This is a genomic window from Mesorhizobium sp. M8A.F.Ca.ET.181.01.1.1 (assembly GCF_004792025.1).
Lineage (GTDB): Bacteria > Pseudomonadota > Alphaproteobacteria > Rhizobiales > Rhizobiaceae > Mesorhizobium.
The window spans coordinates 302,558-315,073 of sequence record NZ_SRTV01000006.1 but is presented as its reverse complement, the minus strand read 5'-3'; the positions used below and the strand labels follow the sequence as shown (position 1 = coordinate 315,073).

15 protein-coding genes are annotated in these 12,516 nt (G+C 63.1%); 6 read left to right on the top strand and 9 right to left on the bottom strand.

Annotation, left to right across the window (positions count from 1 at the left end; all coding sequences use genetic code 11):
• Positions 1–7: 7 nt before the first annotated feature.
• From EN824_RS22625 to EN824_RS22615, 3 genes are all read right to left on the bottom strand, one after another.
• Positions 8–466, bottom strand: coding sequence for a RidA family protein (locus EN824_RS22625; protein WP_127276034.1), 459 nt, complete (start codon positions 464–466; stop codon positions 8–10).
• A gap of 77 nt (positions 467–543) precedes the next feature.
• Positions 544–2,112: a magnesium-protoporphyrin IX monomethyl ester anaerobic oxidative cyclase gene (gene bchE, locus EN824_RS22620; protein WP_127276035.1), complete on the bottom strand. Its 1,569-nt coding sequence runs from the start codon at positions 2,110–2,112 to the stop codon at positions 544–546.
• Between the two features lie 108 nt (positions 2,113–2,220).
• The gene (locus tag EN824_RS22615) at positions 2,221–2,697 is read right to left on the bottom strand and encodes an Lrp/AsnC family transcriptional regulator (protein ID WP_127276036.1); all 477 of its coding nucleotides are present in this window, start codon (positions 2,695–2,697) and stop codon (positions 2,221–2,223) included.
• 140 nt (positions 2,698–2,837) lie between these two features.
• On the opposite strand from EN824_RS22615, the gene phhA reads away from it, so the two are divergent.
• Positions 2,838–3,674: a phenylalanine 4-monooxygenase gene (phhA, locus tag EN824_RS22610; RefSeq protein ID WP_127276037.1), complete on the top strand. Its 837-nt coding sequence runs from the start codon at positions 2,838–2,840 to the stop codon at positions 3,672–3,674.
• Between the two features lie 102 nt (positions 3,675–3,776).
• Here the strand turns inward: phhA and EN824_RS22605 are convergent, their stop codons facing one another.
• Positions 3,777–4,181 (bottom strand): VOC family protein, encoded by a 405-nt coding sequence (locus tag EN824_RS22605; protein WP_135862569.1) that lies wholly within the window; start codon positions 4,179–4,181, stop codon positions 3,777–3,779.
• A 103-nt stretch (positions 4,182–4,284) separates the two neighbouring features.
• On the opposite strand from EN824_RS22605, the gene EN824_RS22600 reads away from it, so the two are divergent.
• Positions 4,285–4,917 carry a TetR/AcrR family transcriptional regulator gene (locus tag EN824_RS22600; protein WP_127276039.1) on the top strand — a complete coding sequence of 211 codons (633 nt, stop codon included), beginning with the start codon at positions 4,285–4,287 and terminating at the stop codon, positions 4,915–4,917.
• A 78-nt stretch (positions 4,918–4,995) separates the two neighbouring features.
• On the opposite strand, the gene EN824_RS22595 is transcribed toward EN824_RS22600, so the two are convergent.
• Positions 4,996–5,601: an Lrp/AsnC family transcriptional regulator gene (locus EN824_RS22595; RefSeq protein ID WP_245511988.1), complete on the bottom strand. Its 606-nt coding sequence runs from the start codon at positions 5,599–5,601 to the stop codon at positions 4,996–4,998.
• Between the two features lie 255 nt (positions 5,602–5,856).
• Here EN824_RS22595 and EN824_RS22590 point away from each other — a divergent pair, with 255 nt between their 5' ends.
• The 3 genes from EN824_RS22590 to EN824_RS22580 all read left to right on the top strand — a co-directional run bounded on the left by EN824_RS22590 (position 5,857) and on the right by EN824_RS22580 (position 8,967).
• On the top strand, positions 5,857–6,621 hold the full coding sequence (locus tag EN824_RS22590; RefSeq protein WP_245464268.1) for a transporter substrate-binding domain-containing protein: 765 nt from the start codon (positions 5,857–5,859) through the stop codon (positions 6,619–6,621).
• 76 nt (positions 6,622–6,697) lie between these two features.
• Positions 6,698–8,002 carry an FAD-binding oxidoreductase gene (locus tag EN824_RS22585; RefSeq protein WP_135862987.1) on the top strand — a complete coding sequence of 435 codons (1,305 nt, stop codon included), beginning with the start codon at positions 6,698–6,700 and terminating at the stop codon, positions 8,000–8,002.
• Positions 7,999–8,967, top strand: a complete 969-nt coding sequence (locus EN824_RS22580; protein WP_127276041.1) for an amino acid ABC transporter permease — start codon at positions 7,999–8,001, stop codon at positions 8,965–8,967. Before EN824_RS22585 ends, EN824_RS22580 begins: the two co-directional genes overlap by 4 nt.
• A gap of 18 nt (positions 8,968–8,985) precedes the next feature.
• Here the strand turns inward: EN824_RS22580 and EN824_RS22575 are convergent, their stop codons facing one another.
• On the bottom strand, positions 8,986–9,477 hold the full coding sequence (locus EN824_RS22575; protein WP_127276042.1) for a MarR family transcriptional regulator: 492 nt from the start codon (positions 9,475–9,477) through the stop codon (positions 8,986–8,988).
• A 95-nt stretch (positions 9,478–9,572) separates the two neighbouring features.
• Between EN824_RS22575 and EN824_RS35345 the strand changes: the two genes are divergently transcribed.
• The gene (locus EN824_RS35345) at positions 9,573–9,740 is read left to right on the top strand and encodes a hypothetical protein (RefSeq protein WP_189522210.1); all 168 of its coding nucleotides are present in this window, start codon (positions 9,573–9,575) and stop codon (positions 9,738–9,740) included.
• A gap of 75 nt (positions 9,741–9,815) precedes the next feature.
• Here EN824_RS35345 and EN824_RS22570 read toward each other — a convergent pair whose 3' ends face one another.
• From EN824_RS22570 to EN824_RS22560, 3 genes are read right to left on the bottom strand one after another with little or no spacing between them, the layout of a single operon-like run.
• Positions 9,816–11,255 carry a GMC family oxidoreductase gene (locus EN824_RS22570; protein ID WP_127276043.1) on the bottom strand — a complete coding sequence of 480 codons (1,440 nt, stop codon included), beginning with the start codon at positions 11,253–11,255 and terminating at the stop codon, positions 9,816–9,818.
• The gene (locus EN824_RS36115; protein WP_245464267.1) at positions 11,252–11,626 is read right to left on the bottom strand and encodes a hypothetical protein; all 375 of its coding nucleotides are present in this window, start codon (positions 11,624–11,626) and stop codon (positions 11,252–11,254) included. Before EN824_RS36115 ends, EN824_RS22570 begins: the two co-directional genes overlap by 4 nt.
• Entirely contained in the window at positions 11,623–12,384 is a 762-nt protein-coding gene (locus tag EN824_RS22560) for a GGDEF domain-containing protein (RefSeq protein WP_127276044.1), read from the bottom strand. The genes EN824_RS36115 and EN824_RS22560 overlap by 4 nt, the downstream gene beginning before the upstream one ends.
• Positions 12,385–12,516 lie beyond the last annotated feature (132 nt).

Genomic DNA, 12,516 nt, shown 5'->3' with positions numbered 1-12,516 from the left:
GGCATCCTCAGTCCGGCAGAGCGGCGACGGCCACGATCTCGATGACGAGATCGGATTGCGCGAGCGCGGCGACCCCGATCACTTCCGAGGGCGGCGGATTGTTGTAGCTGCAGTGCTTCGGGCAGTGCTCGGCGAAGAATTCGTCCATCACGTCCAGCCGGAAATTTGGGGAGCTCAGCGCGCCTCCGTCGGGAAACGGCCCTTTGACGTACTGGGTGATCTTGACGAGATATTCGAGCGAGCTGCCGAGCTCCTCCAGATCCGATTTGATGTTCGTCAGAATGGAACGCCATTGCGTCGCCGCGTCGCCGACGGCGCCCCCCTTGCCGCTCGACGGGTCATAATTCTCGGCCGTGCCTGTATTGCCGGCAAGGAAGACATACCCCTTGGCTCCGGTCACGACGGTGCCTTTCCCCCAAGGCATAGGCCGGCCACCTTTCATCTTCTTATGCGTGACAAGTTTCATCGCTTCCTCCTGCTGGTCACCATCGTCCGATCGCCAGAAATTAGCGCGAGGTCCGCTGGCGGCCAGCGCGAGACGGGTCAGGCCGGCGGCGGTGAGACGCCAAAGGCATGCTGCTCGGCGGCAGGCGCCATTACTGGTCTCTTCGCCGGACGCTGAAAGGTCATCGACTCTTCCTCCGCATCCTGCGGCGCGCCCCAGAATTCGGCGAGCGTCGGGCCGCCTGTCACCCGGTTGTCGGTCACCAGGAAACCCCAGATCTCGCGGAACCAGACGCGGCGGCCCATTTTGGCGTACCAGCGCATCGAATGCCGCTGCTCGGGATCGGGGTGGAACAGGATGCGCGCCAGCGCCTTCGGCCGCGACTGCACGGCGAGTTCGATCAGCTTGACCGAGAAGAACAGCATCCATGGCTTGAGCCGCGTCATGTGCAGCACCTGGTGCTTGTAGTCCCACAGGCGGGCGTCCTTCTGGATGACCCTGCGATCCCGCGCGATGCGGAAGAACGGCGTCCACCGATGCGGCGTCACATAGAGCGCCTGGATCTGGTCCGGGTCATAGGCGATGAGCTGGCGAAAGCCGCGCCACAGGTCGCGAAGTCCTTCATCCTCGAAGCCGGCCACCCAGGTCGCCATCGACAGGATGCCGTGCTTTCGCAGCAGCCGTATCGCCTCGCGGTCGGACGAGGTGCTGCCGCCCTTGCGGATCAGTCGCAGCGTCTGCTCGTCGGTGTTTTCCATGCCGAGCAGCCAGCGGATAACACCGGCCTTGCGGTAGAGGTGCAGCATGTCGGCGTCGCGCACGATATCGTCGGCGCGTGTCGAGCCGACGATCAGCACCGGCACGTTCTCGGCGATCATCGCATCCAGGAAAGCGCGCCAGGCCTTCTTCGAGACGGTCGGGTTCTCGTCGGCGAGGTTGATCAGCTCGACGCCGTGCTCGCGGTGTAGCCAGGCGATCTCCTGCGCGAATTTCTTGGGATCGCGATGCCGCCAGCGGGTCCAGAAGCCGCGCTGGCCGCAATAATTGCACAGATGCGGGCAGCCGCGCGAAAACTGCATGACCACCGCGCGCTTGCCGCCCCAGTAACTGTATCTGCTGACGTCAATCAGTTCCCAGCCGACGCGGTAGGCGTCGAGGTCGGCGATGGTCATCGCCGCCTGGGTGGCGAAGGGCCGGCGCAGATCGTCGCGATAGGCGATGCCGGCAACGCTTGCCGGCGGCTGGCGCATCTCCACCGCCTCGACCAGCGCCACCACGGTCGCCTCGCCCTCGCCGCGCACGATGAAGTCGAAAACGTCCGTTTCGGCCAGGATGTCGCGCCAGTGGTAGGTCGGGAAGACACCGCCATAGATGACGATCGTCGCCGGTTCGCGCGCCTTGATCATCGCGGCGATCAACAAGGCGGTCGGATGCGCAGAAGTGGATCCGGAATGGCCGATCAGGACGAAGTCGGGACAGTCCTTCAGGGCTTCCGCGACGACCGAGGCGAGCGGCATCGGCCCGAACTCGGCATCGACGAGCCGCACGTCGTGGCCGGCGTCGACCAGCGGGCCGCCGATGGCCAGCAGGCCGAGTGGCGGCAGGTGATCGTCGGGCACGCGGCTGCCGATGGCGGTGTGCGGCGGATTGATCAGGACGATTTTCATAGCGGACCTCCAGGACGTTGGTCCGCATGCTGGCCGGCGATCGTGCCGCCCGGTTGGCCCGTTTCAGCAGTTTGCTCGCAGCTTTTCCGCAGAAAAGAGTGAGCGCTGTCAGCGCCTGAGATGCGCGAGCGGCACGTGGCCGGGTCCCTTGATGTTCTGCAGCACCAGCTGGGTGTGGACGTCGCGCACGCCCTCGAGCCGCATCAGCCGATGCATGACGAAGGCGTTGAGCTCGTCGACCGATGGCACCATGACATGCAGCAGAAAATCGTGGTCGCCGGTCATCGTCCAGCACGACGACACCTCGTCCATGCGCTGCACGGCGGCAATGAAGCTTTCGGGAGAGCCGTCGCTGTGGCTGACGAGGCGCACCTGGATGAACACCTCGACCATCAGGCCGACCGCGCGGCGGCTGATCACGGCGGCAAATCCCTTGATGATGCCGGCCTCCTGCAGCGCTTCGAAGCGCCGCGCGCAGGGCGTGGTGGAGAGGCCGATCTCCTGCGCCAGCTCGGAGACAGGTTTGCGCCCGTCGCGTTGCAGGACATCGAGCATCCTGATCTCGAAATCATCGAACTGAGGCATTTTCACTCTCCTTGTGTCGATTTTGAGTGAATATTATCTCGAATATGCCGCTCGATCTACGATCAAAACCAATTTGCCTCGGTAAGTCGGGCTACACTTTCGGCACCGCAGCCATCGATGCTTTGCGAGGGAGAAGACATATGACGACGATGAGCGTTGCCGAATATGCCCGCGACTGCGCGGCGCAAGGGTTGCGCGGCGACTATTCGGTCTGCCGCGCCGATTTCACCGTGGCACAGGGCTATGACTACAGCGCCGAGGAGCAGGCGGTGTGGCGCACGCTGTGCGACCGCCAGACCAGGCTGACGCGCAAGCTCGCCCACCATTCCTATCTCGACGGCGTGGAGAAGCTCGGCCTGCTCGACGCCATTCCCGATTTCGCCGACGTCAGCGCCAGGCTGCGCAAGCTGACCGGCTGGGAGATCGTCGCCGTGCCCGGCCTCATTCCGGCGGCCCCGTTCTTCGATCACCTCGCCAATCGCCGCTTCCCGGTCACCAACTGGCTGCGCACCAGGCAGGAACTCGACTATATCGTCGAGCCGGACATGTTCCATGATTTCTTCGGCCATGTGCCGGTGCTGTCGCAGCCGGTGTTCGCCGATTTCATGCAGATGTATGGCAGGAAGGCCGGCGACATCATCGCGCTCGGCGGCGACGAGATGATCACCCGGCTCTACTGGTACACGGCCGAGTATGGCCTGATGCGGGAAGCCGGCCAGCCGCTGAAAGCCTTCGGCGCCGGGCTGATGTCGTCGTTCACCGAATTGCAATTCGCGGTGGAGGGCAAGGACGCCCACCATGTGCCGTTCGACCTGGAAACGGTGATGCGCACCGGCTACGAGATCGACAAGTTCCAGCGCGCCTATTTCGTGCTGCCGTCCTTCGACGCCTTGCGCGACGCCTTCCAGAGCGCGGATTTCGAGGCGATCGTCGCACGCCGCAAGAGTCAGCCGGCGCTCGACCCGGCGACGGTCTAGTCCGTTTCGGTTTTGGGAATACGACATAAAAACAAAGACCTAAAGCGCGTCGCATGACTCCGTTTCGACGCGACGCGCTTCAGACGCTTTGATCCCGGCAGGCTATTGCAGGGCGGCGGGGTTCATCCACATGAACTCCCAGACGTTGCCGTCGGGGTCTTCGATGTGGCGGTTGAACATGAAGCCGAGATCCTGCGCTGGATTGGGATCAGCGCGTCCGCCTGCCGCCACGCCCTTCTCGATCATGGCGTTGACGTCGTCCTTGCTGTCGGCGGTGAGCGCGATCAGCATCTGGCTTTCACGCCTGGGGTCGCCGATCTGCCGCTCGGTGAACTGGCTGTAGTACTGATGCGAAAGCAACATGACGCCAATGGAGTCCGAGAACATGATCGAGCTGGCCTGGTCGCTCGAGAACTGCGGATTGAGCGTGCCCCCGATCGCGAGATAAAAATTGGTGGCTGCCTGCAGATCGCGCACCGGCAGATTTATGAAGATCATCTTGGTCATCGGTCTAAAGCCTCGCCTTCGTTGACAGGTACTAGTCAGTCCAGTACCGTTTGACGACTATCACGAGAGAACGGTACCGTCTAGTACCGGTCAAAGGGGTGCCATGGAAATCAAGGGGGAGACCAGATCGGCACGCAAGGATCGTGAAATCATCCAGGCGGCCACGGCGGCGTTCATCGCCAAGGGCTATGATGGAACCAGCATGGAGGAAATCGCCACCAGGGCGGGAGCTTCCAAGCAGACCGTGTACAAGCATTTCACCGACAAGGAGACACTTTTCGGTGAAGTCGTTCTATCAACCGCTGGCCAGGTCAACGACATCATCGAGTCCGTGACGACACTGCTTTCCGAGGCGAAATTCATGGAGGGCGGCCTGCAGCAGCTTGCTCGGCGCTTGATAACGATGCTCATGGACGACGAGTTGTTGAAGCTGCGCCGCCTGATCATCGCCAACGCGGATCGAATGCCGCAGCTTGGCCGCGGCTGGTACGAAAAAGGCTTTGAGCGCATGCTTGCCTCGACGGCGTCCTGCTTTCAAAAGCTCACCGATCGGGGGCTGATGCAAACCAGTGATCCCCGTCTGGCGGCCAGCCATCTTTTTGGGATGATCCTTTGGATCCCCATGAATGAAGCCATGTTCACGGGGAGCAACCCGCGTTCCAAAGCCGAACTTGAACGGCACGCGGATGCCTCGGTCGAGGCGTTTCTTGTCGCCTATGGGGTCCAACCGAAATAGCCCCGTTGCCCGCCGACGCTTGCGGCAACGCCAGCGTTGTCCCGGCCGCCGGGAGGTCCGCAATCCCGCCGCCACGTCCTACAAGGCGTAGATGGTCCGATTGAACTTCGTCTCCATCACCACATGGGAAGCGGTTTTGACGACGCCGCTGATTTCATTCACGGCATTCACCTCCCGGTTCAGCTTCTCGAGCGTCTCGGCGGCAAGGTGGATGATCAGGTCCCACTCGCCGGTGATGGCGTAGACCGCCTGGATCGAAGGCATCGCCTTGATCTTTCTGGAGACGTCCGGATAGCTCTTGTTGTTCAGGGCGGCGAGCGTGAAACAGTGGACGGCGTTCTGGGCCACCTCCTTGGTCAGCCGCACGCTATAGCCTTCGATAATGCCGCCGGCCTCCAGCTTCTGGATCCGCTCCTGCAGCGCTGTCCGCGATACGCCGAGCTGACGTGCCAGTGACGCGACCGGCTCACGCGCATTCTTCTGCATCAGCGCGAGCAGCTGACGATCCTTCTCGGTCAATTCCACAAACAAATCCTCTCGCTCGATCCGCGCTGTAACCGCCGCGATCCTATCGGCTGAACCGCCCCCGCGACAATCCGGAAGACCGGCCTTAGCGAACGGAACAAGGCGAACATATCCGGCACTTTGCCGTCTCAAGGCACGCAATGACTGCGCGATCGCCATTATCCCGCATTTCGCCGGGTGGAACCCTTCTTTTTGCGACCTGACTGTCTGGGGTCACAAACGCCGGTCCATCAGGGGGAACGAGCTTCGGCTGTGGTGGGCACAAACCGATCCGCGTTGAACCTGTGGCCGAAAGCGCTGAGGTCCGACGTTACGCATCCTATCAGTTTCAACCACAAGGGAGGGATAACTTTGAAAAAGCTGCTCGATTTAGCCGTTCTTGCCGCCGCGACATTCGCGATCACAACGGCGGCCATGGCCGGGGAAACCCTGGACCGCGTCACGTCGAAAAAGGCGATGGTCATCGCCACCAACGCGGCCTGGCCACCGCAGAGCTTTCTCAACGACAGCAACGAACTCGCCGGCTTCGACATCGATGTCTCGCGCGAGATCGGCAAGCGGCTTGGTGTCGAGGTCTCGTTCGAAACGCCCGACTGGGCGACGCTGACCGGCGGACGCTGGCAGGGACGCTACGACCTCGGCGTCGGATCGGTCACGCCGACCAAGGCCCGTTCCAAGGTGATCGACTTTGTCGGCATCTATTATTACAGCCCCTATGTCTACGTCCTGCACAAGGACAGCGGCGCGAAGTCGGTCGCCGATCTCAACGGCAAGATCATCGGCGTCGAGACGGCCACCACCTCGGAGGATTTCATCCGCCGCAAGCTCGAAATCGACGCACCCGGCCTGGCTCCCATCCAATACAAGCTGGAACCGGGCGAGGTCCGCACCTACGCGGATTCCATGCTTCCCTTCGATGACCTGCGGCTTGGCGACGGCGTGCGCCTGAATGCCGTGATCGCACCGGAGCAGACGGCGCAGAACGCCATCAAGAACGGCTATCCCGTGAAGATCCTCGAAGGCGAGTACGCCTTCCGCGAGCCGCTCGTCGTCATCGCCGAGAAGAAGGATCCGGAGTGGACCGCGAAGGTCGCGGGCATCATCACCGGGATGAAGACGGACGGCACGCTCGCCGCGCTGACCACGAAGTGGTACGGCAAGGACTACAGCGCCAAGTAAAGTCATTCCGCCGGCTGCCCCTCGGCAGCCGGCGGCGTCACCCACCAAATACATGCCCCTCACCGCAAAGTCGTCGATGGCCTATCCGGATACCTACTACGCCCGCACCCTGGCCGACCGGAAGACGAGGCCTCCGCTGCAGGGCGAGGCGCAATGTGACGTGGCCGTCGTCGGCGCCGGATTGGCCGGGCTGACGACGGCGCTGCAGCTGGCGCGGGCCGGACTGCATGTCGCCGTGCTCGAAGCCCAACTCGTCGGTTTCGGCGCTTCGGGCCGCAATGGCGGTTTCGTCACGCCCGGCTTCGCCACCGGCGGCGACAATATCGCCGCACGTGTCGGCGGGGAGGCCGCGCGCGACCTGCACCGGCTGTCGATCGAAGGCGTCGAATTCGTGCGCGACACCATCGAGACGCTCGCAATATCGGCCGCCCAGCCGCGTGCCGGCCTGCTCAGCGTCTTGCGCTACGACGACGGCGATGCGCTGAAGGCCTATGCCGAACAGATGGCCCGCGACCACGGCTATGAACTTCAGTATCTCGAGAGAGAAGACGTCCGATCGATGCTGAAGTCCGCTCGCTACCACCAGGGCCTGCGTGACCCGAACGCCTTTCACATCCATCCGCTCAACTATCTGCGTTGCCTTGCCGACGAGATCGAGCGGCTTGGCGGCGAGATTCATGAAAGCTCCGAAGTCGTGCAGTGCGACCTCTCGGGGCCGCAAAAGATGCTTCGCACCAGACAGGGCACGCTTCGGGCGCCCCGGATCGTGCTCGCGACCGGCGGCTATACCGGCCCGGTATTCGGCCAGCTCTACCGGGCGTTCCTGCCCATCGCGACCTATGTCATGGTTTCCGAGGCGGCCCCCCGCCTCATCGCGCAAGCGGTCGCCACGACGGACGCCGTCGGCGACAACAGGCGGGCCGGCGACTATTATCGCCTGGTCGAGAATGGCCGCCGCCTCCTGTGGGGCGGGCGCATCACCACGCGCGCCGCTTCCGCCGACGCGTTGGCGCGCGAATTGCGCCGCGAGATGGTCGGCACCTACCCGCAGCTTGCCGGCCTCAAGACCGAACTGGCGTGGTCGGGGCTAATGTCCTATGCCCGGCATCTGATGCCCCAGATCGGGGAGATGCAGCCAGGCGTCTGGTACTGCACCGCTTTCGGCGGCCATGGGCTCAACACCACGGCGATTGCCGGAAAAATTGTCGCCGAGGGCATTCTGGGCGCCTCGGACCGGTACCGGCAGTTCGCGCCCTTCGGACTGAGCTGGGCCGGCGGCGCCGCCGGCCTGGCCGCCGCGCAGCTTACCTATTGGAAACTGCAGGCGCAGGACTGGTGGCGGGAACGCAACGCCATCGCCAAGGACAAGGTGACGGCATGATCGGCAGGCTGATGCTCTCCCATCCAGGGCTCGCCCGCCGCGCCGCGGCCGCGCTTTTTCCGGCGCTGCTGGCCGCAGCCCTCTACGCCATGGGCATCAAGTCGAGCTGGATCGGCTCATTGATGCCGCTTGCGTCCGACTGGCTGCAGGCCAACCCAGCCTTGTCGCGAGCCCTCTCGGCCGTGTTGATCGCGCTGCTGGTGCTGGTGAATTGCAAGCTGCTTCTGCTCCTGCCCCGACGCCAGCAGATCGTCGGCGTCTGGATCGAGCTGTTCGTGCTGCTGATGCTGTTCTTCTATTCCTTCGACCTCTCCCTCGCCTTCATCGCCAGGAAAGTCGGCTTCCTGATCACCCAGGGCGTCACCACGACGCTTTACATTTCGGCGATCTCGATCCTGATCGCGACCTTGATCGCACTGGTCGGCGCCATCGCCAAGTTGACCGGGAACGGCATCGTTTACGGGCTGGCCACCTTCTACACATCGTTGTTTCGCGGCCTGCCGTTGCTGATGCAGATCTACATCATCTATCTCGGGCTGCCGCAGATCGGTTACGTGATCGGCGCGGTGCCGGCGGGTATCGTCGCGCTGTCGCTGTGTTACGGCGCCTACATGACCGAGATCTTCCGCGCCGGCATCGAAAGCATCCCGCGCGGTCAAAGCGAAGGCGCCACGGCGCTCGGCCTGAGCCCCGGCCAAACCATGGCGCTCGTCATCCTGCCGCAGGCCATGCGCGTCATCATCCCGCCGACCGGCAACCAGTTCATCGCCATGCTGAAGGATTCCTCGCTGGTCTCCGTCGTCGGCGTCTGGGAGATCATGTATCTCGCCCGCACGATGGGCCAGACGGAGTTCCGCCATATCGAGATGCTGATTACCGCCTCGATGATTTACTGGATTCTGTCGATCGCGCTGGAATTCGGCCAAGCCTATCTCGAACGGCGCTTCGGCCGATCAGGACGCTAGGTGGTCTGACCCTCTAGATCAGCGCGGCTGCGGCGCCTCGGCCTTCAGCCGCATGAGCTGGTCGCGCTGCAGGTCGAGCGCGGCGGTGACGAAGCGCCGAATGGTGGCAAGCTCCGCGTCACTGAACGTGGCAATGAGCTTCTCCCCTTCCCGCGCGATGGCGCCGTAATAGCGTGCCGACAGCTCCCGTGTTGACTCCGTTGCCTCGATGACCACCTTGCGCCTGTCCTCGAGGCTGCGCGTGCGCGTCAAGAGGCCGCGCGCCTCCAGCCGGTCGATCAGCGCGGTCACCGCGGCCGGCGTCAACCCGGTCGCGGTCGCGATCGCGCCGGCCGATTGCGGGCCGCCGTGGAGCAGTCCGATACAATGGCGCTCGGCCATGTTGAGGCCGAGTCTCATCCCCACCGCCTCGTCATAGGCCTGCGTCGCGTCCTGCCACTGCATGATGGCAAGACCGATGGCTGTCGTCAGTTCGGCTCGATTCCGGCTTGACGAATTTACTTCGATCATCTAACTATCAATCCGTCTAACATTTAGACCATTATAGCAATATGCGGCTACGCCCCCGACAAGGCAAGAGCCGCTCCCGGGCAAGGATATGAAAAATGACTTTGATTCAACAGCGTACGCCTCTCTCGCGCGAGGAAGAATTCAAATACGCCAAGCTGGCCATGGAATGGTATGGCTGGGGCTCTCCGATCGGTCTCGGTATCCTGCTGGTGTCGCTGGCCGCCGCCGCCGTGCTGGTCCGGATCGCCGTCTACGGCTTTTGAGCCTCTGCCGGCGCCATCCTTGGCGCCGGCCCTGCCGGTCGTGGCTTGGCAGGACGACGGCTTCGTGGAGGCCGCTCAGACCGTGACCACCTTGCTCAGATGGTCGCCCAGCCGGCAGGCGAGCGCGGTGATCGTCGTCGTCGGGTTGGCTTGGCCCGACGTGCAGAACACGGAAGAGCCGCCGACATAGAGATTGTCCATGCCATGCACCTTGCAATTGGCGTCCACCACGCTCCTGGTGACATCCGTGCCCATGCGCGTGCCCCCCATATGATGATGGCCCGCCGTCTCTTCGTTGGTCGGATAATCCTCGCCGTTCGAGATCCAGTCGGCAATGCGCACCCGGCCCAGGTTTTTCTGGGCAAGCGTCGTGCCGAACAGCCTCAGGCCTTCGAGAAGGGTGCGTTGTTCCAGTTTCGATTTCTTCCAGTGCAGTTCGATGCGCGGCACGCCGGCATGGTCGACCTCGGTCTTCGACAACTCGATCTGGTTCGAAGCCAGCGGCGCCTGTTCCCAGGCGACATAAAGCTGAGCGGCGCAACGCAGGTTCTGGTCGAGCTTGCCAGATACCCATTCCGCCATGTGCGGCGCCGTGCAGGCTAGGTCGGCGATGAGGCTCTTGACGCCCGGATAGGGCGTCTCGATCAGCCGGATGCCGAAATTCATGATCTTGAGACGTTCCATCGCGGCAGGCATCGGCGAGAAGAAGGCCTCCTTGACGGCATCGACCTCGAACGCACCATAGTCGGCCAGGATGGCGTTGCCGCCCTCGAAGGTCGGATGCTCCATCCAGTAGCGGCCAAGCGCCGTCGCGTTCGGCACGACGCCGCCGTTGGAGCGCTGGTTCGACCACAAAAGCAGCCGCGAATTCTCCAGCCCGCCGGTGCAGACGATGAAATAGTCAGCGCTGAACGAGCCGGCGTCCTGTCCGTTGGACCACAGCTTGGCGCCGGTCACGCGTTTGCCGTCTCCGGCAAGCTCGGTGGCGTAGGTGTTGAGCACGACGGCGATGTTTTTGCTCTTGTCGAGTTCGTCGGCGAATTTTTCGGCAAACCGCACCGCCGGGCTCTTGATCAACTGCACCCAGCGAATGTCGTCCGAAATCGGCACATCAGGCCGGAAATCGGGAAGGTCGAGGATAGCGCGCACTTCCGAGAGGTAGGGTTCGATGTCGGCTCGGCGGATCGGCCAGCCGGTGTCGGGCGCCCAGGCCTTGGGCTCGAAATCCAGTTTGTCGAGCACGCGGCACCAACCGGCCCAGTGATTGGAGCTGCCGCCCATGAACCGCAGCCGGGTGATGTCGAGATCGAAATAGAAATCGCCGACCGTGGTGCCGCGGTAGAAGTCTTGCGAGTCGTCGCTGAATTCCCGCGGACCGGCTTCCAGCACCACGACCGGAATGCCGGCAGCGCCAAGTTTTCTGGCGATCGTTGTGCCGGCCGGACCGGAACCAAGGATGCAGACCCTTGGCGCAAAGTTGGCGGCGCGATATGCCTCGTAGCTGTCGAAGATCATGCCAGATCGCTCCGCTTCAGGATCCAGCCATTGACCTCGACGATCTCGTCAGGATCGGCCCGGGATGAACCGGCATGGGTGGCGTCGGCATCAGGCAGCTTGCGGAACAACGACAGGGCAGGCAGGGCGATCAGCGCCTGCACGAGCGTGCGGCGCGACATTTTTTTTATGAGGAAACTCATGGCAGGTCTCTCGGCTAGGGCTTCGATGCGCGCATGACATTCCCCGAACGGCACACACATCGTCACGGAAGCCAGTATCGTGCCAAGCATGGCATCAAGGCGGGGAAAGTGCCGACAAGCGGCACAACCGGATGCAAACAGGGTTAGAAATTTTTTAGCGGGCCAGGTGTGCCGGCCCGGCCTGCTCATGCCGCTTCGGAAATATCGGTATCGAGGATCGTCAGGTTGCGGCCCGCATGCTTGGCCTGGTAGAGGCGCCGGTCCGCGGCGCGCATCAGCTCCGATACGTTGACATCCTCGCCGCAGACTGTGCCGCCGATGCTGACGGTCAACGGAATGGTCCGTTCATCGACCGGCCGGAAGCGGATCAGTTCGACCTCGCGGCGGATCCGCTCGGCAACGCGCTTGGCCTCCTGTTCCGTGGCTCCGGTCAGAAACGCGCCGAACTCCTCGCCGCCGATGCGGCCGAGCACGTCGCCGCTGCGCACGCCGCGCTCGATGGCGCTGGCGATCAACAGTAGCGCGTCATCACCGGTCAGGTGGCCGAAATTGTCATTGATCGTCTTGAAGTGGTCGGCGTCGATGATCAGCAGGGCGCCGCGGTCGGACTTGCGCCGGGAGCCGTCCAGCGCGGCAAAGAAGCTTTCCCGGTTGAGCATGCCGGTCATGTCGTCGCGGCTCGCCTTTTCCGCCAGGCGGCGGTGCGCGGCGGCGAGTTGGGCATGAGCACGGGCAAGCTCGCGATGCGCGTTTTTCAGCCTGTCGCTCTGCCAGAACGTGCTGGCGCATGCGGCCCAGGCAAGGACCAGCGGACAGAGCGTCGAGGTCAGCCAGATCGTGCGCGTTATGGGGAATCCCATGGCTGGGACGACAATCAACGTCAGCATGAGAGAGGCGGCGACGGAGGCGAAAGCGATGGCGGCGGATTTGAGAATAATGCTGTTCATCGCGAACTCCCCTCAGGACTTGTCTCTGTGCCAGCAAGCCCTGAAGGCCACCTTTCCCGGACGGTTAAAATTTGAACCGTGAGGCCATTTCTGCAACCTCAACGGGCAGAAGTTGTGGATAAAGTCCCTTTC